This is a genomic window from Pseudomonas sp. CROZ-RG-20F-R04-15, assembly GCF_022662375.1.
In the GTDB taxonomy this organism is placed as follows: domain Bacteria; phylum Pseudomonadota; class Gammaproteobacteria; order Pseudomonadales; family Pseudomonadaceae; genus Aquipseudomonas.
Genome location: NZ_JAKNQL010000010.1, coordinates 24,146 through 49,505, shown reverse-complemented (window position 1 = coordinate 49,505; position 25,360 = coordinate 24,146). Strand labels below are relative to the sequence as shown.

Sequence of the window (25,360 nt, the reverse complement as noted above, 5' to 3'; positions counted from 1 at the left end):
TGGATAAATTCTCCACAGCCCCTTTTTTCATTTGCCAATGCAGAAGCTGGAAAAGATTCTTCCGAGCAGATCATCAGAGCTGAAAGCCCCGGTGATTTCACCGAGAGAATGCTGGGCCTGGCGCAGATCTTCGGCCAGTAACTCGCCAGCGCCAGCCAGGGTCAACTGAGCGCGGCCGTGTTCCAGCGCAGCGCTGGCATGGCGCAAGGCTTCCAGATGCCGACGACGTGCACTGAAGCTGCTTTCCGACGTTTGTTCGTAACCCATGCACGCCTTGAGATGATCGCGTAGAAGATCCAATCCTTCACCAGCCGACTTGGCGCTGAGGCTGATCGTCACGTGCCCGTCTTCGCTGGTTTCCAGGACAATCGCTTCGCCGGTCAGGTCGGCTTTGTTACGGATCAGGGTAACTTTCGCCGGATCAGGTCGGGTTTCGAGAAACTCCGGCCACAACGCAAACGGGTCCAGCGCTTCCGGGGCGGTCGCGTCGACCACCAACAACACTCGATCGGCCTCACCGATAGCCTTCAATGCCCGCTCAACCCCGATCTTTTCCACATGATCATCGGTGTCACGCAGTCCTGCGGTATCGACAACATGCAGCGGCATGCCATCGATGTGGATATGTTCGCGCAGAATATCGCGGGTGGTGCCGGCTATCTCGGTGACGATCGCCGCTTCGCGACCGGCTAACGCATTCAACAGGCTGGACTTGCCAGCATTCGGACGACCGGCAATCACCACGGTCATGCCATCGCGCAACAACGCACCCTGCCCGGCTTCACGCAGTACTGTGGATAACTCATCACGGACTTTGTCGAGCATGCTCAACACGTGGCCATCGGCGAGAAAGTCGATTTCTTCTTCCGGGAAGTCGATGGCGGCTTCGACGTAGATGCGCAGGCCGATCAGTTGTTCGGTCAGGTTATGCACACGCTGGGAAAACGCACCTTGCAAGGAACGCAGAGCATTACGCGCAGCCTGTGCGGAACTGGCTTCGATCAAATCGGCGATGGCCTCGGCCTGGGCCAGATCGAGCTTGTCGTTGAGGAAGGCACGTTCACTGAACTCACCCGGACGGGCCAAGCGGCAACCCAATTCCAGGCAACGCTTGAGCAACATATCCAGAACGATCGGGCCACCGTGGCCCTGCAATTCCAGAACGTCTTCGCCGGTGAACGAGTTCGGTCCCGGGAAATACAGCGCCAGGCCTTCGTCCAGCACCTGCTGGTCGTCGCTGAAAAACGGGCCGTAATGGGCGTAACGTGGTTTCAGTTCACGGCCGCTGATGGCTTTTGCCGCCACGCTGGCCAACGGCCCGGAAATACGGACGATGCCCACACCACCACGACCTTGAGCGGTGGCGACGGCGGCGATGGTTTCACGAGGTACGCTCATTAACCGGAATCCAGACAAAAATGACAGATAGCAAAACGCCCCACTAGGGGGCGTTTTGAGTGGTTATCCACAGTGTAAATCAAGCGGCTGCTTTGGTAGCCCGTTCGATCTTACGCGTGATGTACCACTGTTGGGTGATGGACAGGCAGTTGTTCACAACCCAGTACAGCACCAGACCTGCAGGGAACCACAGGAAGAAGAAGGTGAAGATGATTGGCATCATTTTCATGACCTTCGCCTGCATCGGATCCGGCGGAGTCGGGTTCAGCTGCTGCTGGATGAACATGGTTGCGCCCATGATGATCGGCAGAATGAAGAACGGATCCTTGATCGACAGGTCAGTGATCCACAGCATGAACGGCGCCTGGCGCATTTCCACGCTTTCCAGCAGAACCCAGTACAGCGAAAGGAAAACCGGCATCTGCACGAGGATCGGCAAGCAGCCGCCCAGCGGATTGATCTTCTCTTTCTTGTACAGCTCCATCATGGCTTGCGACATTTTCTGCCGGTCATCGCCATGTTGTTCTTTCAGTGCAGCCAGTTTCGGTGCAACGGCACGCATGCGCGCCATCGATTTGTAGCTGGCAGCCGACAGAGGGAAGAAAAGCCCCTTGATCAGCATGGTCAGGAAAATGATCGACCAGCCCCAGTTACCGACAATGGCGTGGATGTGTTGCAGCAGCCAGAAGATTGGCTGGGCAATGAACCACAGAATGCCGTAGTCGACGGTCAGTTCCAGACCTGGGGACAACTCTTTCAGCACAGCCTGGCTTTTCGGACCGGCATACAGCACAGCGCTGGTTTCAACTTTGCCACCCGGTGCAGCGGTCAATGTAGGACCGGTGTAACCGATGATGTAGTTGCCTTTGCTGTCTTTACGGGTCTGGACGACGTTGTTTTCGCCCTTGGCCGGAATCCACGCAGTCACAAAGTAGTGTTGCAGCCAGGCTACCCAACCACCGGTGACGGTTTCTTTCAGCTGTGCCTTGTCCATGTCCTTCATGGACACTTTCTTGTACGGCTCGGAACTTGTCCACAGGGCGGCGCCCAGGTAGGTCGCGGTGCCAGTAGCAGTGGTGGACGAAGGATCAGCGCTGTTATCACGCTTCAACTGAGCAAACATTGCGCCGTTCCAGGGCTGAGCGCTCTGGTTATCCACAATGTAGGAAACGGCTACGTCATACAGGCCGCGTTTCAGGGTGAAACGCTTGATGTAATTGACGCCGTCCTTGCTGAACTTCAGGTCTACGACCAGTTGGTCCTGACCGTCAGCCAGTTGATAAGTCTTCTTCTCCGAGGAGTAGACCGGACGACCGGCCGGATTTGCGTCCGGGCCGTTGGTGCCGATCAGACCGCTTTGGGCCAGATAAACACGTTCGCCGCCGTTATCGAACAGCTGGAACGGAACATCAGGACGATCCTGACGACGTGGATACAGAGGCAAGGTCAGTTGAGCGACATCGCCACCTTGTGGATCGATTGCAAGATCGAGCACGTCGGTTTTGATCTGGATCAGATCCTTGCTGGCAGCTACCGGTGTTTCGGCAGGTGCGCTGGTATCGCTTGCGGCGCGCGGAATATCGTCACTGGCGGCAGCATTATTGCCTGTGGCGGTGTCCGGCAAACCGGATGTAGTCGTACTGGAAGCAACATTCTGAGTCGGCAGGGCAGCCTGACCATAGTCCTGGTTCCATTTAAGGACCATAACGTAGGCCACGATTGCCAGGGCGACGATCAGGATCGTGCGTTTGATATCCATGATTACTCGGCCATCGAAGAAGAACGGGAGGTAGGGATAGGTGGAACCGGGTCATAACCACCGGGATTCCACGGATGACAGCGACCTAAACGACGAAAGGCCAGCCAGCCACCGCGCAGAAGGCCATGATTTTCGATGGCTTCTAACGCGTAGCAGGAACAACTGGGGTAGAAACGACAGTGGTTGGCCATTAAAGGACTAATGGCATAGCGATAAAACTGGATCGGAACGAGGGCCAGTTTACGCATCTGGACTGTCTACCCCTACAGTTTCGGTTTTGACTTCTGGAACTGGCTTGCTGCGTGCCAGACGCTTCCAGAGCTTGCCGAAATGCTGAATCAATTCGGGGTTTTCTACATCGCCCAGACCTTTGCGCGCGACGATAACGATGTCCCAGCCGACCAGTGAATCCTGGTGCAGACGGAACGATTCGCGCATCAAACGTTTGAGGCGATTGCGCTCAACGGAGAGCTTTACGCTCTTTTTCCCGATAACCAGCCCGAGACGGGGGTGATCAAGATCGTTGTTGCGTGCAAGGAGCAGGAGATTTTTCCCCGGAACCTTGCCGGTAGGGGAGTCAAAGACTGCCTTGAAATGCCGGGGGGTAAGCAGACGCTTTTCCCGACTGAAGTCCTGACTCACCTCCAGTACCGGATTATCAAACTGCCAGACGCGCACGACCTTTGGCGCGACGACGCGACAGGACTGCGCGGCCGTTCTTGGTAGCCATGCGAGCACGGAAACCGTGGGTACGGGCGCGTTTGATAGTGCTTGGTTGGAAAGTACGTTTCATGTCGTGTTACCTGGTTCGTCCACAACGGGCCGGAATGGCCCCCGTTTTAAGAGACCGGGGATTCTAGAGAAAGCAAGCCTTCAGGTCAATTTCCAACCAGCGTTTCCTTATAAATAGATCTTCAGGTGTTCTTTGCCTGATCACCTGCTTGCCATACATAAAAATAAAGAAGGGAACTATTTAAAGCTTTTCTGTAAAGCTTATAAAAGCTAGGTACGCCTTCTTCTGTGGATAAGTGACAACAGGCCTTGGTTTACCTGATGTACAGAGAATGACAACTACAGTGGAAAACCGTGTTCAGCCTGTGCTGCGCTGTCGGATAACCTGTGTGTGGAATGGCCTGTTATCCACAGGCAGGTTATCCACCGAGTTCGACCCCTAGTTGTCCAGTGCCCTTAGAGGGGGTTATCCACAGAGCTTATTCACACACCGTTGGTCGCCTTTTTTCGATTTAACGCATTGATAAATCATGGTCACCGGGCAACCTGCATGTGGATAAGTGGACGGCTCGCCGCTACAATGGCCGCTTGTTTTTGCCTCACCGGCTTTCAACTTAGGGGATATCCGTGTCAGTGGAACTTTGGCAGCAGTGCGTGGAGCTTTTGCGCGAGGAGCTGCCTGCCCAACAATTCAACACCTGGATCCGTCCACTACAGGTCGAAGCCGAAGGCGACGAGTTGCGCGTCTACGCACCGAACCGTTTTGTGCTGGACTGGGTCAACGAAAAGTACCTGGGTCGTGTCCTTGAACTGCTGGATGAGCATGGCAACGGCATGGCGCCGGCGCTTTCCTTATTAATAGGCAGCAAACGCAGTTCCGCTCCGCGTGCCGCACCGAATGCGCCGCTTGCAGCCGCGCAGGTTTCCCAGCAGGCTCAGGTAAATGCCACGCCTGTGAGTACGCCGGCCCCCATCCAGACGGCAGCGCCGGCAGCCAAGCGTTCGACGCAGAAAAGCCCCGAAGTCAGCGATGAACCGTCTCGCGACAGTTTCGATCCAATGTCCGGTGCCGCGTCGCAACAAGCTCCGGTCCGCGCTGAACAGCGCACCGTGCAGGTCGAAGGTGCGCTAAAGCACACCAGTTACCTGAACCGCACCTTCACCTTCGAAAACTTCGTCGAAGGTAAATCCAACCAGCTCGCCCGCGCGGCGGCCTGGCAGGTGGCGGATAACCCAAAGCACGGCTACAACCCTCTGTTCCTTTATGGCGGCGTTGGTCTGGGTAAAACCCACTTGATGCACGCGGTGGGTAACCATCTATTAAAGAAGAACCCGAATGCCAAGGTCGTTTACCTGCATTCCGAGCGTTTCGTCGCTGACATGGTCAAGGCGCTGCAACTGAACGCGATCAACGAGTTCAAGCGTTTCTACCGTTCGGTGGACGCCTTGCTGATCGACGACATTCAGTTCTTCGCCCGCAAAGAGCGTTCGCAGGAAGAGTTTTTCCACACCTTCAACGCCCTGCTTGAAGGTGGCCAGCAGGTTATTCTCACCAGTGACCGCTACCCGAAAGAAATCGAAGGTCTTGAAGAGCGCCTCAAATCCCGCTTCGGCTGGGGCCTGACGGTGGCTGTCGAGCCGCCGGAACTGGAAACCCGGGTGGCGATCTTGATGAAAAAGGCCGACCAGGCCAAAGTCGACTTGCCGCACGATGCCGCGTTCTTCATTGCCCAGCGTATTCGCTCCAACGTCCGTGAGCTGGAAGGCGCGCTGAAACGCGTGATCGCCCACTCGCACTTCATGGGCCGCGACATCACCATCGAGCTGATTCGCGAATCCCTGAAAGACCTGTTGGCGTTGCAGGACAAACTGGTCTCTGTGGATAACATTCAGCGCACCGTCGCCGAGTATTACAAGATCAAGATCTCGGACCTGCTGTCCAAGCGCCGTTCGCGCTCGGTAGCGCGTCCGCGTCAGGTGGCCATGGCGTTGTCCAAGGAACTGACCAACCACAGCCTGCCGGAAATCGGCGATGTGTTTGGCGGTCGCGACCACACCACCGTGCTGCACGCCTGCCGCAAGATCAACGAACTTAAGGAATCCGACGCGGACATCCGCGAGGACTACAAGAACCTGCTGCGTACACTGACCACTTGATGAACACCAGCGCAGCTTATTAAGGCAAGGGACTAGACCATGCATTTCACCATTCAACGCGAAGCCCTGTTGAAACCCCTGCAACTGGTCGCAGGCGTCGTCGAGCGTCGACAGACCTTGCCGGTACTGTCCAACGTGCTGTTGGTAGTCGAAGGCCAGCAACTGTCGCTGACCGGTACCGACCTGGAAGTCGAACTGGTCGGTCGTGTGCAACTCGAGGAGCCGGCTGAAACAGGCTCCATCACCGTGCCTGCGCGCAAGCTGATGGACATCTGCAAAAGCCTGCCCAACGATGCGCTGATCGACATCAAGGTCGACGAGCAGAAGCTGGTGGTGAAGGCTGGTCGCAGCCGTTTCACCCTGTCGACTCTGCCGGCCAACGATTTCCCGACCGTTGAAGAAGGTCCGGGCTCGCTGACCTGCAGCCTGGAGCAAAGCAAACTGCGTCGTTTGATCGAACGCACCAGCTTCGCCATGGCTCAGCAGGACGTGCGTTATTACCTCAACGGTATGCTGCTGGAAGTGTCCGAAGGCATCATCCGCGCCGTGGCCACCGACGGTCACCGTCTGGCCATGTGCTCGATGAAAGCCGATATCGGCCAGCCGGACCGCCACCAGGTAATTGTGCCGCGCAAAGGTATTCTGGAACTGGCGCGTCTGCTCACCGAGCCGGACGGCAATGTCAGCATCGTCTTGGGTCAGCATCACATCCGCGCCACCACTGGTGAATTCACCTTCACCTCGAAACTGGTCGACGGCAAGTTCCCGGACTACGAGCGCGTGCTGCCGAAGGGCGGCGACAAGCTGGTACTCGGCGATCGCCAGGCGTTGCGTGAAGCGTTCAGCCGTACCGCGATTCTGTCCAACGAGAAGTACCGCGGTATCCGTCTGCAACTAGCCAGCGGTCAGCTGAAAATCCAGGCCAACAACCCGGAGCAGGAAGAAGCGGAAGAAGAAGTGGGCGTTGAATACAACGGCGGCTCGCTGGAAATCGGCTTCAACGTGAGCTATTTGCTCGACGTGCTGGGCGTGATGACCACCGAGCAGGTTCGTCTGATCCTGTCCGACTCCAACAGCAGTGCGCTGGTGCAGGAGTCCGACAACGACGATTCGGCTTACGTTGTCATGCCGATGCGTCTGTAATCAGCTGATCCTGGATGTCCTTAAGTCGTGTTTCGGTCACCGCGGTGCGCAATCTGCACCCGGTGACCTTCTCCCCCTCCCCCCGCATCAACATTCTTTACGGCGCCAACGGCAGCGGCAAAACCAGTGTTCTGGAAGCCATTCATCTGCTGGGGCTTGCCCGTTCGTTTCGCAGCACGCGTCTGTTGCCGGTCATCCAGTATGAGCAACTCGCCTGTACCGTATTCGGTCAGGTTGAATTAGCCGAGGGTGGCCACAGCGCATTGGGCATCTCGCGCGATCGTCAGGGCGAGTTCCAGATTCGCATCGACGGCCAGAACGCTCGCAGCGCTGCGCAACTGGCGGAGATCCTGCCGCTGCAGTTGATCAACCCCGACAGCTTCCGTCTGCTCGAAGGCGCGCCGAAGATTCGCCGGCAGTTTCTCGACTGGGGCGTGTTCCACGTCGAACCACGGTTCATGGCCACTTGGCAGCGTTTGCAGAAGGCCCTGCGCCAGAGAAACTCTTGGCTGCGGCATGGTACACTTGACGCCGTTTCACAAGCGGTTTGGGACAGAGAACTGTGTCAGGCCAGCGCTGAAATCGATGAATACCGCCGCGCTTACATCAAAGCCTTGAAACCAGTCTTTGAACAAACCTTGAGCGAACTGGTTGAGCTCGAAGGTTTGACGCTCAGCTATTACCGAGGCTGGGACAAAGACCGGGAATTGAGCGCCGTACTGGCCGGTTCCGTGCAACGGGATCAGCAAATGGGTCATACCCAGGCGGGACCGCAACGGGCTGATTTGCGTCTTAGATTGGGCGCACACAATGCCGCGGACATCTTGTCCCGGGGTCAGCAGAAGTTGGTGGTCTGTGCACTGCGGATTGCCCAAGGGCACCTGGTTAGCCAGGCCCGCCGCGGGCAGTGTATTTATCTGGTGGATGACCTGCCGTCCGAACTGGACGAGAACCACCGCCGCGCGCTGTGCCGCTTGCTGGAAGACTTACGCTGCCAGGTGTTCATCACCTGTGTAGATCACGAATTATTGAGGGAAGGCTGGCAGACGGAAACGCCAGTCGCTCTGTTCCACGTGGAACAGGGCCGTATCACCCAGACCCACGACCATCGGGAGTGAAGGCATTGAGCGAAGAAAATACGTACGACTCAACGAGCATTAAAGTGCTGAAAGGCCTGGATGCCGTACGCAAACGTCCCGGTATGTACATTGGTGACACCGACGATGGCAGCGGTCTGCACCACATGGTGTTCGAGGTGGTCGACAACTCGATCGACGAAGCCCTCGCCGGCCACTGCGACGACATCAGCATCATCATCCACCCGGATGAGTCCATCACCGTTAAAGACAACGGCCGTGGCATCCCGGTAGACGTGCACAAAGAGGAAGGCGTTTCCGCCGCCGAGGTCATCATGACCGTCCTCCACGCTGGCGGTAAGTTCGACGACAACTCCTACAAAGTATCCGGCGGTCTGCACGGTGTAGGTGTGTCGGTAGTGAACGCACTGTCCGAAGAGCTGGTACTGACCGTACGCCGCAGCGGCAAGATCTGGGAACAGACCTATGTCCACGGCGTGCCTCAGGCACCGATGGCGATCGTTGGCGACAGCGAAACCACCGGCACCCAGATCCACTTCAAGCCTTCGGCTGACACCTTCAAGAATATTCACTTCAGCTGGGACATCCTCGCAAAACGTATTCGTGAACTGTCCTTCCTCAACTCCGGTGTCGGCATCGTCCTCAAGGATGAGCGCAGCGGCAAGGAAGAGCTGTTCAAGTACGAAGGCGGCCTGCGTGCGTTCGTTGAATACCTAAACACCAACAAGACTGCGGTCAACCAGGTGTTCCACTTCAACATCCAGCGTGAAGACGGCATCGGCGTGGAAATCGCCCTGCAGTGGAACGACAGCTTCAACGAGAACCTGTTGTGCTTCACCAACAACATTCCGCAGCGCGATGGCGGCACTCACTTGGTGGGCTTCCGTTCGGCACTGACGCGTAACCTGAACAACTACATCGAGCAGGAAGGTCTGGCGAAGAAGCACAAAGTCGCAACCACCGGTGACGATGCCCGTGAAGGCCTGACCGCGATCATTTCGGTGAAAGTGCCGGATCCGAAGTTCAGCTCGCAGACCAAAGACAAACTGGTGTCTTCCGAAGTGAAGACCGCGGTCGAGCAGGAGATGGGCAAGTACTTCTCCGACTTCCTCCTGGAAAACCCGAACGAAGCCAAGCTGGTCGTCGGCAAGATGATCGACGCTGCCCGTGCCCGTGAAGCGGCGCGCAAGGCCCGTGAGATGACCCGCCGCAAAGGCGCGCTGGACATCGCCGGCCTGCCAGGCAAGCTCGCTGACTGCCAGGAAAAGGACCCGGCACTGTCCGAACTGTATCTGGTGGAAGGTGACTCCGCGGGCGGCTCTGCCAAGCAGGGACGTAACCGCAAGACCCAGGCGATCCTGCCGTTGAAGGGCAAGATCCTCAACGTCGAGAAAGCGCGTTTCGACAAGATGATCTCTTCCCAGGAAGTGGGCACCTTGATCACCGCGCTGGGCTGCGGTATCGGTCGCGACGAGTACAACATCGACAAGCTGCGTTATCACAACATCATCATCATGACCGATGCTGACGTCGACGGTTCGCACATCCGTACGCTGTTGCTGACCTTCTTCTTCCGTCAGTTGCCGGAGCTGATCGAGCGTGGCTACATCTACATCGCCCAGCCGCCGCTGTACAAGGTCAAGAAAGGCAAGCAAGAGCAATACATCAAAGACGACGACGCCATGGAAGAGTACATGACGCAGTCGGCCCTGGAAGATGCGAGCCTGCACCTGAACGAAGAGGCCCCGGGCATTTCCGGTGAAGCGCTTGAGCGTCTGGTGAACGACTTCCGCATGGTGATGAAGACCCTCAAGCGTCTGTCGCGCCTGTACCCGCAGGAACTGACCGAGCACTTCATCTACCTGCCGGCCGTGAGCCTGGAAAAGCTCGGCGACCACGCAGCGATGCAAGAGTGGCTGGCCCAGTACGAAGCACGTCTGCGTACCGTCGAGAAATCCGGTCTGGTCTACAAGGCCAGCCTGCGCGAAGACCGTGAACGTGGCGTGTGGCTGCCAGAGGTCGAACTGATCTCCCACGGCCTGTCGAACTACGTCACCTTCAACCGCGACTTCTTCGGCAGCAACGACTACAAGACCGTCGTTACCCTCGGCGCTCAGCTGAGCACCCTGCTCGACGAAGGCGCGTACATCCAGCGTGGCGAGCGCAAGAAAGCGGTCACCGAGTTCAAGGAAGCACTGGACTGGCTGATGGCTGAAAGCACCAAGCGCCACACCATTCAGCGATACAAAGGTCTGGGCGAAATGAACCCGGATCAGCTGTGGGAAACCACCATGGACCCAAGCGTGCGCCGCATGCTGAAAGTCACCATCGAGGACGCCATTGGCGCAGACCAGATCTTCAACACCCTGATGGGTGATGCGGTCGAACCTCGCCGTGACTTCATCGAGAGCAATGCGTTGGCGGTTTCCAACCTGGATTTCTAACGAATTCTGTTCGGGCTTGAAGTAAAAAATAAACCCCGGTGAGTTTTGGCTCATCGGGGTTTTTACGTTTTCATGCATCCCTACATACATACAAGTCTGCGTCATGATTTGTATGTACATGTTTTCCGGATTGATAACTCCTCGCGTCAGTGCAACGCTCTGTCTGGCTACTTTCGACTTATTCATCCAGTAGAGGATTTACCGTTGAGCGAACAGCATCAGACGTTTGAAGGCCTCAAGTACCGAACCGACGATGGAGTGGAGTACTGGTCTGCCCGAGACCTTGCTCCGCTGCTGGAATACAGAACGTGGCGTAACTTCGAGAACGTTATCGCCAAGGCTATACAAGCTTGTGAACACGGTGATCATTCGGTATCCGACCATTTTGTTGAAACCAGCAAAATGGTCTCCTTGGGGTCTGGTTCTCTGCGAGAACTGAAGGATTTTCACCTCTCCCGCTATGCCTGCTATTTAGTTGTCCAGAACGGAGATCCATCCAAACCCGTCATCGCCGCAGGGCAAACCTACTTTGCGATTCAGACCCGACGTCAGGAGCTGACAGACGATGCCGGATTTCAAAGTCTAAGGGACGATCAGAAGCGTTTGCTGCTGCGCAATGAGTTGCGCGAGCACAACAAGCTTCTGGTTGAAACGGCACAGCAGGCAGGCGTTGAGACAGAATTGGATTTCGCCGTTTTCCAGAATCATGGATATCAAGGGCTCTACGGAGGACTTGATCAGAAAGCGATCCACCAGCGCAAAGGCCTCAAAAAAAGCCAAAAAATTCTTGATCACATGGGCTCGACTGAACTGGCCGCTAATTTATTTCGAGCGACTCAGGCTGAAGATAAATTGCGTCGCGACAATGTTCAGGGCAAGCAACAAGCTAACGAAGTTCACTTGCAGGTTGGTCGAAAAGTCAGAGAAACCATTTCCGAACTTGGCGGCACCATGCCAGAGGATCTTCCAATGCCGGCTACCAGCATCAAGCAGTTGGAATCTGCGATCAAAAAATTGAAGGGTCGCGCCGAAGAAGAGTGAAACGGCCAGAACCATTACTGCGAGTTCGACGCCACACTCTCCAACCGGTACCCATACCCGTAAATCGTCAGCAACTGCCAACCCCGATCCGCCGTCAGCCCGAGCTTGTTGCGCAGACGATAGATATGCGTATCCAACGGTCGCGATGACGCCATCTCCTCATGCGGCCAGAATCGCTCATACAGATAATCCCGCGACAACGGCCGGCCCAGATTGCTGAACAGGCACCGAGCCAGTCGATATTCACGCTCGGTCATGACGATCGGCTTTCCCTCCCGAGTAACGGTCAGTTCAGCGTCATCAAAAGTAAGATCATTAAAGCTCAGCACTTCCGTTGCCGCCGCACGTTGCTGGCTATGCCGACGCAGCACCGCAGCCACCCGCGCCTTCAACTCATTTGGCCGAAACGGCTTGCTCACGTAATCATCAGCCCCGGCATTCAACGCTTGGACGATATCGCTTTCGCCATCGCGACTGGTCAGCATGATCGCGGCCGGAGGCGCTTCCATGTGTTCGCGGGTCCAGCGCAACAACGCCAGGCCGGTGAGGTCGGGAAGTTGCCAGTCGAGGATCAGCAGGTCGAAGGTCTCCCGGCGTAGCTGTCGCAACAGGTCTTCACCACGCTCGAAGCTGTGCAGCGACCACGGCTGTTCGCCGGCATCAGCCATTTGCTGCAGGGTTTGCTCGACCCGGCGCAGTTCGGCGGGTTCGTCGTCCAGAATCGCAACGCGCATTCGCGGTTATTCCTTGTTGCTGGGGCAGTTGGCGGACAACCATAGTCGCTCCGCCATTGCAGGGAAAGTAAGCGGCCCGCCGTTGGTCGACGTCCGCTATGATTCTTCGGGTCTACGTCTCAGACCTGTGGCCCATGAAACCATTCACCCTGCCCTGCCCTTTTTCCCCATGAACAATCAGCGTCGGCGTGAAAGCCGTGAACCGAGCCAGGTGCAGCGATTGTTTCGACAGTTGGTGCGCGAATGGTTGTGGATAAGTCTAGTGCTGTTGCCGCTGACTGCGTTGTTGTCTTATCGCGCGCAGGTCAATTTGCACGATGCATCTCCCGCCATGGGCGCCTTGTTGTCGGTCGCCTTGGTGGCCGGCAGTCTTGGCCTGCTGTTGTGGCGTCCGCGCTGGGCGCTCTGGGTCACATTGATCGGCATGGCGTGCGCGCTGCTGGCCAGTGCAGGCTTAGCGGAAATGCGCCGTTGGTGGTCGCCGACGCCAGCAGTGCTGGGGATGTTGTTCGGTTATCTGATCTGGAACTGGCGGCGCCTGAGTGTGGTGCTGACCTATTTCGGTTGGGAGTTGGCACGGCTGGACAGTGAACCGAAAGTTTTCCCCGAGCGCCGTCGCTCGCAATTCACCGGGGCTGACCGCCTGCAGGGTCAGATCATGGCGCTCGAACAAGCCATGAGCCGTACCCGCGATACACGGCGTTTTATCGCCGACGGTCTGGAGTACCTACCGGTTGCCACACTGATCAGTGACCCCAAGGGGCAGATTCTGTTGGGCAATCGCAAGGCTCGCCAGCTCTTCGATAACAACCTGGTGGGGGACGACGTCCTCAATCAGCTGGCGCGCCTTGGTTACCCGGAGTTGTCCACAGAACAACGTCCGTTACTGTCCGCCCTGCCGTTGCTGGAATTCCGTGATCATAAGGAACGCAGCCTGCGTCTAGAGCGTGCCGCCCTGCTGCCCGTGGACGGTGACACGCCGATCGGTTGGCTGCTGAGCCTCACCGACCTCAGTGCCGAACGCGCCGCCGAAGAACAGCGCAGTGTGTTGCTGCGCTTTCTTTCCCACGACTTGCGCGCGCCGCATTCGGCCATCCTCGCCTTGCTCGATGTGCACCGTCATCAAGTCGGGGCCGATGCGCCGTTGTTCGAACAAATCGAACGCCAGGTGCGTCGCGCGCTGGATCTGACTGACGGGTTTGTGCTGCTGGCGCGGGCCGAATCCGAGGCTTACCAGTTTCAGCCGACGCTGTTCGCGATGCTGGTATTGGATGTGCTGGATCAAGCGTTGCCCATCGCCCAGCAGAAACGTATCGAGCTGCTGCATGACATGGATGAAGAGTCGCAGGAACGTCTGATCAATGCTGATCAGGGCTTGCTGACCCGCGCGCTGTTCAACCTTTTGGAGAACGCGATCAAGTACAGCCCGGCAGATACCACTATCACCCTGCGCGTCAGTTGCCGCGAGGAATGGTTGCACTGTGAATTGATCGATCAAGGCAAGGGCATCGCCGCCGATGAATTGCCCGACCTTTTCAGCCAATACCGACGTTTTTCTTCCGCGCAGGGCATCGACGGCGTGGGCCTCGGCTTGTCGATGGTCAAAGCGGTAGTCGATCACCACGGCGGCAAAATCGAATGTCGCAGCGTGGTTGATCAAGGCACCACCTTCCTGCTTGAGTTACCGCTTGTCCCCGACTGATCAGGCACAAAAAAACCGGCTATATCAGCCGGTTTTTTTACATCCGAAAAAAACTTATGCACCTTTTACGGTCTTTTATGAGCTTGAGAAATATATAAGTAAATCAATAAGTTAATTTCAATATTCAAGCCTTTTCAACAAAACCGTACACAGGTTATCCACAAAATCTCAGACAGCGATCTGATCATTTGCCGCCGGTGCCTGCGGGGCTGGTGGCAGCGAGCCCATCTCGCGTTGAGTCTTCTCGTTCCAGGCTTGTACCCGGTCGTTCAACTCGGCGATGGCGCGCGGGCCTGTGCCTTCGGCATACATCGGTTCGCCGATGACCACAGTGATCACGCCAGACTTTTTGCCCCAACCGATTTTCGGCCAGAACTTGCCGGCATTGTGTGCAATCGGCAGCACCGGAAGCGCCGCATTCACCGCCAAAGCGCTACCACTGCGGGAGAACTTGCCGACAGTGCCAAAGGGAACACGCGTACCTTCCGGGAAGATCAGCACCCAAACGTTATCCTTCAGCAGCTCATCACCTTTTGCCGCGACCTGTTTCAAAGCAGCTTTCGGGTTGTCGCGATCAATCGCGATCGGCCGCAACATGGCCATGGCCCAGCCGAAGAACGGTACATAAAGCAGTTCGCGTTTGAGCACCTGGCTCAACGGCGAGAAATAGGCGGAGAGAAAGAACGTCTCCCAAGTGCTCTGGTGGTTCGATTGAATCACGCAGGGCCGGTCAGGCACGTTTTCCGCGCCTTTGATTTCGTAACGGATACCGAGGAACACCTTGGTCAACCACAAGGCGCAGCGGCACCAGTACACGTTGATAAAACGATAGCGCGCCTTGAACGGCAAAAACGGCGCGATAAAAAAACTCAAGCTGCACCACAGCAGGGAGGTGGTGCCCAGCAACAGGTAAAAGAGAAAAATCCTGATGGCCCGCAGTATCGACATAGTGACGTTTACCGTGACGGGGCAATGCCCGAATGTTCAAGCGCACTCCCGATCAATCCCTGGTCAGGAACTTCAGAAGTACTCTAGTTGTGGATAAGTTCTGCGGCAATCGCCGCCAGATCGTCAAAAATCAGAGTGCCAACCGGCAGGGTTTTGCCCTGAGTCTTTGCGCCTTTTCCGGTCTTTACCAAAACTGGCTGTGAATCGACGGCTTTGGCGGCCTCCAGGTCACCAAGGCTGTCACCGACGAACCAGACATTGGCAAGCGTGACGTTGTAATGCGCCGCGATGGTTTTCAACATCCCCGGTTTCGGCTTGCGGCAATCGCAACCTTCATCCGGCCCATGCGGGCAATACACGATCAGCCCGACTTCACCGCCCTGCTCCGCCACCAGTTCGCGCAAGCGCGCATGCATGGCATCAAGGGTAGCGAGGTCGTAGTAACCGCGAGCAATGCCCGACTGGTTGGTGGCCACCGCCACCGTCCAGCCGGCCTTGCTCAACTGCGCAATCGCTTCGATCGAGCCGGGCAACGGAATCCACTCCGCCACTGACTTGATGTAAGCGTCGGAGTCGTAATTGATCACTCCGTCCCGATCGAGAATCAGCAGTTTCAACAGCAATCCCTCAACCCAGCAGCGAAATGTCGGCAACGCCGAGGAACAGGCCACGCAGACGCGCCAGCAGCGCGTAACGGTTGGCCCGCACATTGGCGTCGTCGGCATTGACCATCACCGCGTCGAAGAACGCATCCACAGGCTCACGCAATGCCGCCAGGCGTGCCAGCGATTCGTTGTACTGACGCGCCGCAGCCATTGGCTGTACCGCCTGATCCGCTTGCTGGATCGCCGAGTACAGCGAGAACTCGTTGGCGTTGTCGAAGTACTTGGCTTGCACCTCGGTCGGCACCGCGCCTTCGAGTTTGCTCAACAAGTTCGATACACGCTTGTTCACCGCCGCCAGCGCTGCCGCTTCCGGCAGTTTGCGGAAGGCTTGCACCGCTTGCACTCGCTGATCGAAGTCCAGCGCCGAACCCGGCTTCAGGGCACGCACCGACAGGTAAGTGGCGACTTCAACGCCTTCATCTTCGTAACGCGCACGCAGACGGTCGAAGATGAATTCCAGCACGGACTCGTTGAGGCCGGCAGCCTTGACCTTGGCACCGAACGCGGCCACGGCGAACGCCACGGCGTCGTTCAGGTCGAGATCAAGTTTCTTCTCGATCAGGATACGCAGCACGCCGAGTGCCGCACGGCGCAGGGCATACGGGTCTTTGCTGCCGGTTGGCAGCATGCCGATACCGAAAATACCGACCAGGGTGTCGAGCTTGTCAGCGATCGCAACGGCGGCACCGGTCAGGGTGGCTGGCAGTTCAGCACCGGCACCGCGCGGCATGTATTGCTCGTTGAGTGCCAGCGCGACGTCTTCCGGCTCGCCGTCATTGAGGGCGTAGTAGTAACCGGCGACACCTTGCATCTCCGGGAACTCGCCGACCATTTCGGTGGCCAGGTCGCACTTCGACAGCAGGCCAGCGCGAGCAGCCCACGAAGCGTTGCCGCCGATGCGTGCGGCGATGTACGCAGCGAGCTTGGAAACACGCTCGGCCTTGTCATAGACGCTGCCGAGTTTTTCCTGGAACACCACGTTTTTCAGGCGATCGTTAAAGGCTTCGAGCTTCTGCTTCTTGTCTTGCTTGAAGAAGAACTCGGCGTCGGTCAGGCGTGGGCGAACCACTTTCTCGTTACCGGCGATGATCTGCTGCGGGTCTTTGCTTTCGATGTTGGCCACAGTGATGAAACGTGGCAGCAACTTGCCGTCGGCATCCAGCAGGCAGAAGTACTTCTGGTTGTCCTGCATGGTGGTGATCAGCGCTTCTTGCGGCACGTCGAGGAAACGTTCCTCGAACGAGCACACCAGCGGCACCGGCCATTCAACCAGCGCGGTCACTTCGTCGAGCAGTGCCGGCGGAACGATTGCCGTGCCTTCCTGACGGGTGGCCAGCTCTTCGGTGCGCTTGCTGATGATCTCGCGACGCTCGTTGGCGTCGGCCAGTACGTAAGCGGCACGCAGGTCGGCGAGGTAACTCGATGGCGAACCGATGTGCACGCTTTCCGGGTGATGGAAGCGGTGACCACGGGAGTCACGGCCAGCCTTCTGCGCGAGGATGGTGCAGTCGATGACCTGGTCACCGAGCAGCATCACCAGCCATTGGGTCGGACGCACGAACTCTTCCTTGCGCGCACCCCAACGCATGCGTTTCGGGATCGGCAGGTCGTTCAGCGAATCTTCGACGATGGTCGGTAGCAGGCTCGCGGTCGGCTTGCCGGCGATGCTCTGGCTGTAACGCAGTTTCGGGCCGCTCTGGTCGATTTCGCTCAGATCAACGCCGCATTTCTTGGCGAAACCCAAGGCTGCCTGAGTCGGATTGCCTTCAGCGTCGAACGCCGCCTGACGTGGCGGGCCGTCGAGGTTGATGCTGCGATCCGGTTGCTGGGTGGCCAGCGCGGTGATCAGCACAGCCAGACGACGCGGCGCGGCATAGACGGTTTTAGTCTCGTAGCTCAGGCCAGCGGCTTGCAGGCCTTTGTCGATACCGGCGAGGAACGCCTCAGCCAAGGTGTTCAGGGCTTTCGGTGGCAGTTCTTCGGTGCCCAGTTCAACCAGAAAATCTTGCGCACTCATTGTGCAGCCTCCAGCTTGGCCAGTACTTCGTCACGCAGGTCCGGGGTCGCCATCGGGAAGCCCAGCTTGGCGCGTGCCAGCAGGTAGGCTTGCGCAACGGAACGCGCCAGGGTGCGTACGCGCAGAATGTATTGCTGACGCGCGGTCACCGAGATCGCCCGGCGCGCATCCAGCAGGTTGAAGGTGTGCGAGGCCTTCAGAACCATTTCATAGCTCGGCAACGGCAGCGGCTGGTCGAGTTCGATCAGGCGCTTGGCTTCGCTTTCATAGAAGTCGAACAGTTCGAACAGCTTGTCGACGTTGGCGTGTTCGAAGTTGTAAGTGGACTGCTCGACTTCGTTCTGGTGGAACACGTCGCCGTAGGTGACTTTGCCCATCGGGCCGTCAGCCCAGACCAGGTCGTAGACCGAATCCACGCCCTGCAGGTACATGGCCAGACGCTCGAGACCGTAAGTGATCTCGCCGGTCACCGGGTAGCACTCGATGCCGCCCGCCTGCTGGAAGTACGTGAACTGAGTCACTTCCATGCCGTTCAGCCAGACTTCCCAGCCCAGACCCCAGGCGCCGAGGGTCGGCGATTCCCAGTTGTCTTCGACGAAACGAATGTCGTGGACCAGCGGGTCCAGGCCGACATGCTTGAGCGAGCCCAGGTACAGCTCCTGGAAGTTGTCCGGGTTCGGTTTCAGGACCACCTGGAACTGGTAGTAGTGCTGCAGACGGTTCGGGTTTTCGCCGTAACGGCCGTCAGTCGGACGGCGGCTTGGCTGCACGTAAGCGGCGTTCCAGGTTTCCGGGCCGATGGCGCGCAGGAAGGTCGCGGTGTGGAAAGTGCCGGCGCCTACTTCCATATCGTAGGGCTGAAGTACCACACAACCTTGCTCGGCCCAGTATTGCTGGAGCGCGAGGATCAAGTCTTGGAAGGTACGCACGGCTGGCGTAGGCTGGCTCACGAAATTCACCTGTTTCTTGGGCTGCGATTTAAAGAGCGGGAGTATACCCGATTCATTGCTGCGCACGCCCCCTGGAGCCTTATGCCACGCTGCTTTTGGTGTACCGAAGATCCGCTGTACATGGCTTATCACGACCAGGAGTGGGGCACGCCGCTACGCGATGCGCAGGGTTTGTTCGAGTTGCTTTTGCTCGAAGGGTTCCAGGCCGGGCTTTCCTGGATCACCGTGCTGCGCAAGCGCGAGCGTTATCGCGAGGTGTTGTTCGGCTTCGATGTGCAGCGCGTGGCGCAGATGAGCGACGCCGAAATCGACGAATTGATGCTCGATCCGGGGATCATCCGCAACCGCCTCAAACTCAACGCCGCCCGCCGGAATGCCCAGGCCTGGCTGGCACTGGAGGACCCGGTGGCGTTCCTCTGGGCGTTCGTCGGTGGCCAACCGATCATCAATCATTTCAAGGATCGCAGCGAAGTCCCGGCGATCACCCCCGAAGCCGTTGCCATGAGCAAAAGCCTGAAAAAGGCCAGGTTCACGTTCGTCGGACCGACCATTTGCTACGCGTTGATGCAGGCCTCGGGCATGGTCATGGATCACACCCAGGATTGCGACCGCTACGCGCAGCTCGTCAACGGCGGTTAGAATGGCCGCCTCGCGCACCGCACAAGATCAGGAGTGACCTGTGGAAAAGTTTAAAGGCGCCTTGCTGGTAGGCGCTCTGCGGCTGTTTGCCCTGCTGCCATGGCGGGCTGTGCAGGCCGTCGGTTCGGCGATCGGCTGGATCATGTGGAAAACCCCCAACCGCTCCCGCGACGTGGTGCGGATCAACCTCGCCAAATGTTTTCCACAGATGGACCCGGCCGAGCGCGAGCGCTTGGTTGGCCAGAGTTTGAAAGATATCGGCAAGTCGCTGACCGAAAGCGCCTGCGCGTGGATTTGGCCAGCGCAGCGTTCAATCGATCTGGTGCGCGAAGTCGAAGGCCTCGACGTGCTGAAAGACGCATTGGCCTCGGGCAAAGGCGTGGTCGGCATCACCAGCCACTTGGGCAACTGGGAAGTGCTCAACCACTTCTATTGCAGCCAGTGCAAACCGATCATTTTCTACCGTCCGCCGAAGCTCAAGGCTGTGGATGAATTATTGCGTAAACAGCGCGTGCAACTGGGCAACAAAGTCGCCGCTTCGACCAAGGAAGGCATCCTCAGTGTCATCAAGGAAGTGCGCAAAGGTGGTGCAGTGGGCATTCCCGCTGACCCGGAACCGGCCGAATCCGCCGGGATCTTTGTGCCGTTCTTCGCCACGCAGGCGCTGACCAGCAAATTCGTGCCGAACATGCTCGCCGGTGGCAAAGCCGTTGGCGTGTTCCTGCATGCGCTGCGCCTGCCCGACGGTTCTGGCTACAAAGTGATCCTTGAGGCCGCGCCCGAAGCCATGTACAGCACCGATACTGCGGAATCCTGCGCAGCGATGAGCAAAGTGGTCGAGCGTTATGTGGCGGCGTATCCGAGCCAGTACATGTGGAGCATGAAGCGCTTCAAGAAGCGTCCGCCGGGCGAAGAGCGTTGGTACTGAGCTGATTGGCATGATCTGTGGATAACCTCACTGGCGAGGTTATCCACAACCCGTTCATTCAAGGGCGCATAAAGATGTCCGAACACCGCAAATCCTTCCGCATCAAAATCACCCACGACAGTTTTGGCGAATGCCTCGGGCAGACGCGCAACCTGTCGCCTACCGGGGTGTTTGTGCAGCATCCGGTTCTGGCTTCTTTGCCCAAAGGTGCAGTGGTTTACGGCCAGGTGCAGGATTTACCCACAGGCGCGCCGCGCGTGAAGATGGAAGTGGTGACGGTGGACGCCGACGGTATTGGCCTTCGCTACTTGTAAAGCGTCACTGCGCCTGACGATCGAGCTTCTTCAGAAACACCGTCATTTCCTTTTCGGCCTGCTTGTCGCCATGGGCACGGGCGGCTTCCAGACCCTGTCCCCACGCCTGACGCGCAGCGGCGTGATCGCCCAGCGCGAGATGCGCCTTGCCCAACAGTTTCCATGCCGCCGAATATTTCGGATCGAAGCCGACGCAGCGCTGGAAATGTTCGGCAGCCTTGGCGTTTTCGCCCAAGTCCAGATAGCCCTTGCCCAAGCCGAAGCGCAGCAAGGAGTTATCCACACCCTTGGCGAGCATTTTTTCCAGGGATTCGAGCATTTTTGCCCCCTCGTTAATGTGATCGTTCCCACGCGGAGCGTGGGAACGATCAACCTCAAAAGAAGCTCAACCCCACATGAAACAGCTTCTCCACATCGCGAATATGCTTTTTATCCACAAGGAACAGAATCACATGGTCGCCCGCCTCGATCACCGTGTCGTCGTGGGCGATGATCACCTGTTCGTTGCGGATCACCGCGCCAATCGTGGTGCCCGGCGGCAGGCCGATTTTCTCGATGGGCTTGCCGATGACCTTGCTCGACTTCGCATCACCGTGGGCAATTGCCTCGATCGCCTCCGCTGCACCGCGACGCAATGAGTGCACGCTGACGATATCACCACGACGCACGTGGGCCAGCAGCGTGCCGATGGTCGCCAGTTGCGGGCTGATGGCGATGTCGATGTCGCCGCCCTGAATCAGGTCGACGTAGGCCGGGTTGTTGATGATCGTCATGACCTTCTTCGCCCCCAGCCGTTTGGCCAGCAGCGACGACATGATGTTGGCTTCGTCATCGTTGGTCAGCGCGAGGAAAATGTCGGCGTCGGCAATGTTCTCCTCCAGCAGCAAATCACGGTCGGAAGCGCTGCCCTGCAAGACCACGGTGCTGTCGAGGGTGTCGGAGAGATAACGGCAACGCGCCGGATTCATCTCGATGATCTTCACCTGATAACGGCTTTCGATGGCCTCGGCCAGACGTTCACCGATCTGCCCGCCGCCAGCGATGACGATGCGTTTGTAGGTTTCGTCGAGGCGGCGCATTTCGCTCATCACTGCGCGAATATTCTCACGGGCAGCGATGAAGAAGACTTCGTCATCGGCCTCGATCACCGTGTCGCCCTGCGGCAGGATTGGTCGGTCGCGACGGAAAATCGCGGCCACGCGGGTTTCGACATTCGGCATGTGCTCGCGCAACTGCCGCAATTGCTGACCCACCAGCGGCCCGCCGTAATAAGCGCGCACCGCCACCAGTTGCGCCGCGCCTTCGGCGAAGTCGATCACCTGCAAGGCACCCGGATGCTGGATCAGGCGCTTGATGTAGTTGGTCACCACTTGCTCGGGGCTGATCAGCACGTCAACCGGAATCGCTTCGTTCTGGAACAGCTGTTCCTCGCGATGGAGGTAGGACGCTTCGCGGACCCGGGCGATCTTGGTCGGGGTGTGGAACAACGTGTGGGCAACCTGGCAGGCGACCATATTGGTCTCGTCGCTGTTGGTCACCGCCACCAGCATGTCGGCGTCGTCGGCACCGGCCTGACGCAGCACCGACGGCAGCGAGCCACGGCCCTGCACGGTACGGATGTCGAGGCGGTCGCCGAGGTCGCGCAGGCGCTCGCCGTCGGTGTCGACCACCGTGATGTCGTTGGCCTCGCTGGCCAAATGCTCGGCCAGCGAACCGCCGACCTGTCCCGCACCGAGGATGATGATTTTCATCCAGTCACTCCATTGAATCCGTTTAGCCGCGCGCGGCAGCGATCTTGATCAGCTTGGCGTAGTAGAACCCGTCATGCCCACCTTGCTGGGCCAGCAATTGGCGACCATGGGGCTGTTTGATCCCGGCCGTGGTGGCCAGATCCAGTTCGCGGGCACCCGGGGTGCGCTCAAGGAACGCGGCGATGACTTCGGTGTTCTCGGTCGGCAGCGTCGAGCAGGTGGCGTACAGCAGGATGCCGCCGACTTCGAGGGTTTTCCACATGGCGTCGAGCAGCTCGCCTTGCAGTTGCGCGAGGGCGACGATGTCGTCCGGCTGACGGGTCAGCTTGATGTCCGGATGGCGACGGATCACGCCGGTAGCCGAGCATGGCGCGTCGAGCAGGATGCGCTGGAACGGTTTGCCGTCCCACCACTTCTCGATATCGCGACCGTCGGCCGCGATCAGTTCGGCGTTTAGACCGAGACGCTCAAGGTTCTCTTTGACGCGCACCAGACGCTTGGCTTCCAGATCCACCGCTACCACACCGGCCAGCGTCGATTCGGCTTCGAGGATGTGGCAGGTTTTGCCGCCGGGGGCGCAACAGGCGTCGAGCACGCGTTGGCCCGGCGCCAGATCGAGCAGGTCGGCGGCCAGTTGCGCGGCTTCGTCCTGCACGCTGATCCAGCCTTCGGCGAAACCCGGCAGGCTGCGCACGTCGGCGGCGGCTTCGAGAACGATGCCGTCACGGCTGTAAACGCACGGCGTCGCAGCGATCCCGGCTTCAGTCAGCAAGCCAAGGTAGGCATCGCGGCTGTGATGGCGGCGGTTGACCCGCAGGATCATCGGCGGATGCGCGTTGTTCGCTTCGCAGATGGCTTCCCACTGCTCCGGCCAGAAAGCCTTCAGGGATTTTTGCAGCCAGCGCGGATGGGCGGTGCGCACCACCGGATCGCGTTCCAGTTCGGCGAAAATCGCTTCGCTCTCGCGCTGCGCATTACGCAGCACGGCGTTGAGCAGGCCCTTGGCCCACGGCTTTTTCAGCTTGTCGGCGCAACCGACGGTTTCGCCGATGGCGGCGTGAGCCGGGACGCGGGTGTAGAGCAATTGGTAGAGACCGACCAGCAGCAGCGCTTCGACATCAGCGTCAGCAGCCTTGAATGGTTTCTGCAGAAGTTTTTCCGCCAGCGCCGACAGGCGTGGCTGCCAGCGCGCGGTGCCGAACGCCAGATCCTGAGTGAAACCGCGATCGCGATCCTCGACCTTGTCCAGTTGTGTCGGTAAGGAGCTGTTCAGCGAGGCCTTGCCGCTGAGTACGGCGGCGAGTGCCTTGGCGGCGGCCAGACGCGGGTTCATTGCGCGTCCACCGCTGCACCCAACACAGTGCCGACAGCGAATTTCTCACGGCGACTGTTGAACAGGTCGCTGAAGTTCAGTGCTTTGCCGCCGGGCAGTTGCAGACGGGTCAGGCACAGGGCTTGTTCGCCGCAGGCGACGACCAGGCCGTCCTTGCTGGCGCTGAGGATTTCACCCGGCGCGCCTTTACCGTCGGCGAGTGTTGTCGCCAGCACTTTCAGCGCTTCACCGTTGAGGGTGCTGTGGGTGACCGGCCATGGGTTGAAGGCGCGCACCAGACGTTCCAGCTCAACCGCCGGGCGGCTCCAGTCAATGCGTGCTTCGTCTTTGTTCAGCTTATGCGCGTAAGTGGCGAGTTCGTCGTTCTGCACTTCGCCTTCCAGAGTGCCGGCAGCCAGACCGGCGATCGCTTGCACTACGGCCGGTGGGCCCATTTCGGCGAGGCGATCATGCAGGCTGCCACCGGTGTCTTCGCCGGTGATCGGGGTGACGACCTTGAGCAGCATCGGCCCGGTGTCGAGGCCGGCTTCCATGCGCATCACCGTGACGCCGCTCTCGGCATCACCGTGTTCGACGGCGCGCTGAATCGGCGCCGCACCGCGCCAGCGTGGCAGCAAGGAGGCGTGGCTGTTGATGCAGCCCAGACGCGGAATATCCAGCACGACCTGCGGCAGAATCAAACCGTAGGCGACCACCACCAGCAAGTCTGGTTTCAGCGCAGCCAGTTCAGCCTGCGCGTCGGCGTTGCGCAAAGTCGGTGGCTGCAACACCTGGATATCATTTTCCAGGGCCAGCTGTTTGACCGGGCTCGGCATCAGTTTTTGCCCGCGACCGGCCGGACGATCCGGTTGGGTGTAGACCGCAACGATCTCGTAAGGGCTGTTCAGCAGGGCCTTGAGGTGTTCGGCGGCGAATTCCGGGGTGCCGGCAAAAACGATGCGCAGTGGCTCAGTCATGAAGGGCGTCTCTTGAAAAGAAAAAGGCTTGCCGCAGCAAGCCTTTGAAGGAGGGGCATCAAGCGTTCTGGCGGTGCTGCTTTTCCAGTTTCTTCTTGATCCGGTCGCGTTTGAGCGTGGACAGGTAATCGACGAACAATTTGCCGTTGAGGTGGTCGCATTCGTGCTGGATGCACACGGCGAGCAGGCCTTCGGCGATCAGCTCATAGGGCTTGCCGTCGCGGTCCAGCGCCTTGATCTTGACCTTTTGCGGGCGATCGACGTTTTCGTAGAAACCCGGTACCGACAGGCAGCCTTCCTGGTATTGCTCCATTTCTTCGGTCAGCGACTCGAACTCGGGGTTGATGAACACCCGCGGCTCGGTGCGGTCTTCGGAAAGGTCCATCACGACGATACGTTTGTGCACGTTGACCTGGGTCGCGGCAAGGCCGATGCCCGGCGCTTCATACATTGTTTCAAACATGTCATCGACCAACTGACGCACTTCGTCGTCCACTACAGCCACAGGCTTGGCGATAGTGCGCAGACGCGGGTCCGGGAATTCGAGGATGTTTAAAATGGCCATAGGCTTTGATTGCTGCACACGTTGAGTAAAGTCGGGCGATGGCCTGGCAGGTCCGAAGATGCAGGCTACCGTTGTGAAGCGTAGCTT

Annotated in this window: 24 protein-coding genes; 9 read left to right on the top strand and 15 right to left on the bottom strand. The window is 58.5% G+C overall.

Going from position 1 to position 25,360, the window contains the following annotated elements; translation table 11 throughout:
- Window positions 1-27 precede the first annotated feature (27 nt).
- From mnmE to rpmH, 5 genes are all read right to left on the bottom strand, one after another.
- Window positions 28-1,398: a tRNA uridine-5-carboxymethylaminomethyl(34) synthesis GTPase MnmE gene (mnmE, locus tag L8H52_RS16335; RefSeq protein ID WP_034152189.1), complete on the bottom strand. Its 1,371-nt coding sequence runs from the start codon at window positions 1,396-1,398 to the stop codon at window positions 28-30.
- A 79-nt stretch (window positions 1,399-1,477) separates the two neighbouring features.
- Window positions 1,478-3,157 carry a membrane protein insertase YidC gene (gene yidC, locus L8H52_RS16330; RefSeq protein ID WP_242207935.1) on the bottom strand — a complete coding sequence of 560 codons (1,680 nt, stop codon included), beginning with the start codon at window positions 3,155-3,157 and terminating at the stop codon, window positions 1,478-1,480.
- A gap of 2 nt (window positions 3,158-3,159) precedes the next feature.
- Window positions 3,160-3,405 (bottom strand): membrane protein insertion efficiency factor YidD, encoded by a 246-nt coding sequence (yidD, locus tag L8H52_RS16325; RefSeq protein ID WP_077430980.1) that lies wholly within the window; start codon window positions 3,403-3,405, stop codon window positions 3,160-3,162.
- Entirely contained in the window at window positions 3,398-3,799 is a 402-nt protein-coding gene (gene rnpA, locus L8H52_RS16320) for a ribonuclease P protein component (protein WP_042704971.1), read from the bottom strand. The genes yidD and rnpA overlap by 8 nt, the downstream gene beginning before the upstream one ends.
- A 16-nt stretch (window positions 3,800-3,815) precedes the next feature.
- The gene (gene rpmH / locus L8H52_RS16315; RefSeq protein ID WP_003213577.1) at window positions 3,816-3,950 is read right to left on the bottom strand and encodes a 50S ribosomal protein L34; all 135 of its coding nucleotides are present in this window, start codon (window positions 3,948-3,950) and stop codon (window positions 3,816-3,818) included.
- Window positions 3,951-4,516: 566 nt separating this feature from the next.
- On the opposite strand from rpmH, the gene dnaA reads away from it, so the two are divergent.
- The 5 genes from dnaA (at window position 4,517) to dinD (ending at window position 11,771) form a co-directional block, all read left to right on the top strand.
- Window positions 4,517-6,046 carry a chromosomal replication initiator protein DnaA gene (gene dnaA, locus L8H52_RS16310; RefSeq protein ID WP_242207936.1) on the top strand — a complete coding sequence of 510 codons (1,530 nt, stop codon included), beginning with the start codon at window positions 4,517-4,519 and terminating at the stop codon, window positions 6,044-6,046.
- 39 nt (window positions 6,047-6,085) lie between these two features.
- Window positions 6,086-7,189 (top strand): DNA polymerase III subunit beta, encoded by a 1,104-nt coding sequence (gene dnaN / locus L8H52_RS16305; RefSeq protein WP_007911887.1) that lies wholly within the window; start codon window positions 6,086-6,088, stop codon window positions 7,187-7,189.
- A 14-nt stretch (window positions 7,190-7,203) separates the two neighbouring features.
- Entirely contained in the window at window positions 7,204-8,307 is a 1,104-nt protein-coding gene (gene recF, locus L8H52_RS16300; protein ID WP_102355512.1) for a DNA replication/repair protein RecF, read from the top strand.
- A 5-nt stretch (window positions 8,308-8,312) separates the two neighbouring features.
- Window positions 8,313-10,730 (top strand): DNA topoisomerase (ATP-hydrolyzing) subunit B, encoded by a 2,418-nt coding sequence (gene gyrB / locus L8H52_RS16295; RefSeq protein ID WP_175552755.1) that lies wholly within the window; start codon window positions 8,313-8,315, stop codon window positions 10,728-10,730.
- A gap of 204 nt (window positions 10,731-10,934) precedes the next feature.
- Window positions 10,935-11,771 (top strand): DNA damage-inducible protein D, encoded by an 837-nt coding sequence (dinD, locus tag L8H52_RS16290; RefSeq protein WP_242207937.1) that lies wholly within the window; start codon window positions 10,935-10,937, stop codon window positions 11,769-11,771.
- Window positions 11,772-11,785: 14 nt separating this feature from the next.
- Here dinD and L8H52_RS16285 read toward each other — a convergent pair whose 3' ends face one another.
- A complete protein-coding gene (locus L8H52_RS16285) occupies window positions 11,786-12,505 on the bottom strand; it encodes a response regulator transcription factor (RefSeq protein WP_242207938.1) in 720 nt (239 codons plus the stop codon).
- A gap of 169 nt (window positions 12,506-12,674) precedes the next feature.
- On the opposite strand from L8H52_RS16285, the gene L8H52_RS16280 reads away from it, so the two are divergent.
- Window positions 12,675-14,207 carry a HAMP domain-containing sensor histidine kinase gene (locus tag L8H52_RS16280; protein WP_242207939.1) on the top strand — a complete coding sequence of 511 codons (1,533 nt, stop codon included), beginning with the start codon at window positions 12,675-12,677 and terminating at the stop codon, window positions 14,205-14,207.
- A gap of 168 nt (window positions 14,208-14,375) precedes the next feature.
- On the opposite strand, the gene L8H52_RS16275 is transcribed toward L8H52_RS16280, so the two are convergent.
- The 4 genes from L8H52_RS16275 to glyQ form a co-directional block, all read right to left on the bottom strand.
- Window positions 14,376-15,155: a lysophospholipid acyltransferase family protein gene (locus L8H52_RS16275; protein ID WP_008084363.1), complete on the bottom strand. Its 780-nt coding sequence runs from the start codon at window positions 15,153-15,155 to the stop codon at window positions 14,376-14,378.
- Between the two features lie 83 nt (window positions 15,156-15,238).
- Window positions 15,239-15,778: a D-glycero-beta-D-manno-heptose 1,7-bisphosphate 7-phosphatase gene (gene gmhB / locus L8H52_RS16270; RefSeq protein WP_194935684.1), complete on the bottom strand. Its 540-nt coding sequence runs from the start codon at window positions 15,776-15,778 to the stop codon at window positions 15,239-15,241.
- A 4-nt stretch (window positions 15,779-15,782) separates the two neighbouring features.
- The gene (gene glyS, locus L8H52_RS16265) at window positions 15,783-17,837 is read right to left on the bottom strand and encodes a glycine--tRNA ligase subunit beta (protein ID WP_242207940.1); all 2,055 of its coding nucleotides are present in this window, start codon (window positions 17,835-17,837) and stop codon (window positions 15,783-15,785) included.
- Window positions 17,834-18,787: a glycine--tRNA ligase subunit alpha gene (glyQ, locus tag L8H52_RS16260; protein ID WP_025112261.1), complete on the bottom strand. Its 954-nt coding sequence runs from the start codon at window positions 18,785-18,787 to the stop codon at window positions 17,834-17,836. The genes glyS and glyQ overlap by 4 nt, the downstream gene beginning before the upstream one ends.
- 81 nt (window positions 18,788-18,868) lie before the next feature.
- Here glyQ and tag point away from each other — a divergent pair, with 81 nt between their 5' ends.
- The 3 genes from tag to L8H52_RS16245 all read left to right on the top strand — a co-directional run bounded on the left by tag (window position 18,869) and on the right by L8H52_RS16245 (window position 20,668).
- The gene (gene tag, locus L8H52_RS16255) at window positions 18,869-19,426 is read left to right on the top strand and encodes a DNA-3-methyladenine glycosylase I (protein WP_242207941.1); all 558 of its coding nucleotides are present in this window, start codon (window positions 18,869-18,871) and stop codon (window positions 19,424-19,426) included.
- Between the two features lie 40 nt (window positions 19,427-19,466).
- The gene (locus tag L8H52_RS16250) at window positions 19,467-20,354 is read left to right on the top strand and encodes a lysophospholipid acyltransferase (protein WP_008084359.1); all 888 of its coding nucleotides are present in this window, start codon (window positions 19,467-19,469) and stop codon (window positions 20,352-20,354) included.
- A 74-nt stretch (window positions 20,355-20,428) separates the two neighbouring features.
- Window positions 20,429-20,668, top strand: coding sequence for a PilZ domain-containing protein (locus tag L8H52_RS16245; RefSeq protein ID WP_242207942.1), 240 nt, complete (start codon window positions 20,429-20,431; stop codon window positions 20,666-20,668).
- A 4-nt stretch (window positions 20,669-20,672) separates the two neighbouring features.
- On the opposite strand, the gene L8H52_RS16240 is transcribed toward L8H52_RS16245, so the two are convergent.
- The 5 genes from L8H52_RS16240 to def are packed head-to-tail and all read right to left on the bottom strand — an operon-like array spanning window position 20,673 to window position 25,273.
- The gene (locus L8H52_RS16240) at window positions 20,673-20,987 is read right to left on the bottom strand and encodes a tetratricopeptide repeat protein (RefSeq protein ID WP_242207943.1); all 315 of its coding nucleotides are present in this window, start codon (window positions 20,985-20,987) and stop codon (window positions 20,673-20,675) included.
- A 55-nt stretch (window positions 20,988-21,042) separates the two neighbouring features.
- Window positions 21,043-22,419 carry a Trk system potassium transporter TrkA gene (gene trkA / locus L8H52_RS16235; RefSeq protein ID WP_077575169.1) on the bottom strand — a complete coding sequence of 459 codons (1,377 nt, stop codon included), beginning with the start codon at window positions 22,417-22,419 and terminating at the stop codon, window positions 21,043-21,045.
- Window positions 22,420-22,441: 22 nt separating this feature from the next.
- Window positions 22,442-23,752 (bottom strand): 16S rRNA (cytosine(967)-C(5))-methyltransferase RsmB, encoded by a 1,311-nt coding sequence (rsmB, locus tag L8H52_RS16230; protein WP_242207944.1) that lies wholly within the window; start codon window positions 23,750-23,752, stop codon window positions 22,442-22,444.
- A complete protein-coding gene (gene fmt, locus L8H52_RS16225; protein WP_242207945.1) occupies window positions 23,749-24,708 on the bottom strand; it encodes a methionyl-tRNA formyltransferase in 960 nt (319 codons plus the stop codon). The genes rsmB and fmt overlap by 4 nt, the downstream gene beginning before the upstream one ends.
- Window positions 24,709-24,766: 58 nt before the next feature.
- Complete coding sequence (gene def, locus L8H52_RS16220) at window positions 24,767-25,273, bottom strand: peptide deformylase (protein WP_064116564.1); 507 nt, start codon at window positions 25,271-25,273, stop codon at window positions 24,767-24,769.
- Window positions 25,274-25,360: the final 87 nt, after the last annotated feature.

Coding starts and splice junctions, on each gene's coding strand:
- L8H52_RS16245 (WP_242207942.1), top strand. CDS start 20,429: ATGTCCGAACACCGCAAATCCTTCCGCATCAAAATCACCCACGACAGT.
- tag (WP_242207941.1), top strand. CDS start 18,869: ATGCCACGCTGCTTTTGGTGTACCGAAGATCCGCTGTACATGGCTTAT.
- trkA (WP_077575169.1), bottom strand. CDS start 22,419: ATGAAAATCATCATCCTCGGTGCGGGACAGGTCGGCGGTTCGCTGGCC.
- rsmB (WP_242207944.1), bottom strand. CDS start 23,752: ATGAACCCGCGTCTGGCCGCCGCCAAGGCACTCGCCGCCGTACTCAGC.
- L8H52_RS16240 (WP_242207943.1), bottom strand. CDS start 20,987: ATGCTCGAATCCCTGGAAAAAATGCTCGCCAAGGGTGTGGATAACTCC.
- yidD (WP_077430980.1), bottom strand. CDS start 3,405: ATGCGTAAACTGGCCCTCGTTCCGATCCAGTTTTATCGCTATGCCATT.
- mnmE (WP_034152189.1), bottom strand. CDS start 1,398: ATGAGCGTACCTCGTGAAACCATCGCCGCCGTCGCCACCGCTCAAGGT.
- recF (WP_102355512.1), top strand. CDS start 7,204: ATGTCCTTAAGTCGTGTTTCGGTCACCGCGGTGCGCAATCTGCACCCG.
- fmt (WP_242207945.1), bottom strand. CDS start 24,708: ATGACTGAGCCACTGCGCATCGTTTTTGCCGGCACCCCGGAATTCGCC.
- L8H52_RS16280 (WP_242207939.1), top strand. CDS start 12,675: ATGAACAATCAGCGTCGGCGTGAAAGCCGTGAACCGAGCCAGGTGCAG.
- dnaN (WP_007911887.1), top strand. CDS start 6,086: ATGCATTTCACCATTCAACGCGAAGCCCTGTTGAAACCCCTGCAACTG.
- yidC (WP_242207935.1), bottom strand. CDS start 3,157: ATGGATATCAAACGCACGATCCTGATCGTCGCCCTGGCAATCGTGGCC.
- def (WP_064116564.1), bottom strand. CDS start 25,273: ATGGCCATTTTAAACATCCTCGAATTCCCGGACCCGCGTCTGCGCACT.
- L8H52_RS16285 (WP_242207938.1), bottom strand. CDS start 12,505: ATGCGCGTTGCGATTCTGGACGACGAACCCGCCGAACTGCGCCGGGTC.
- L8H52_RS16275 (WP_008084363.1), bottom strand. CDS start 15,155: ATGTCGATACTGCGGGCCATCAGGATTTTTCTCTTTTACCTGTTGCTG.
- rpmH (WP_003213577.1), bottom strand. CDS start 3,950: ATGAAACGTACTTTCCAACCAAGCACTATCAAACGCGCCCGTACCCAC.
- glyS (WP_242207940.1), bottom strand. CDS start 17,837: ATGAGTGCGCAAGATTTTCTGGTTGAACTGGGCACCGAAGAACTGCCA.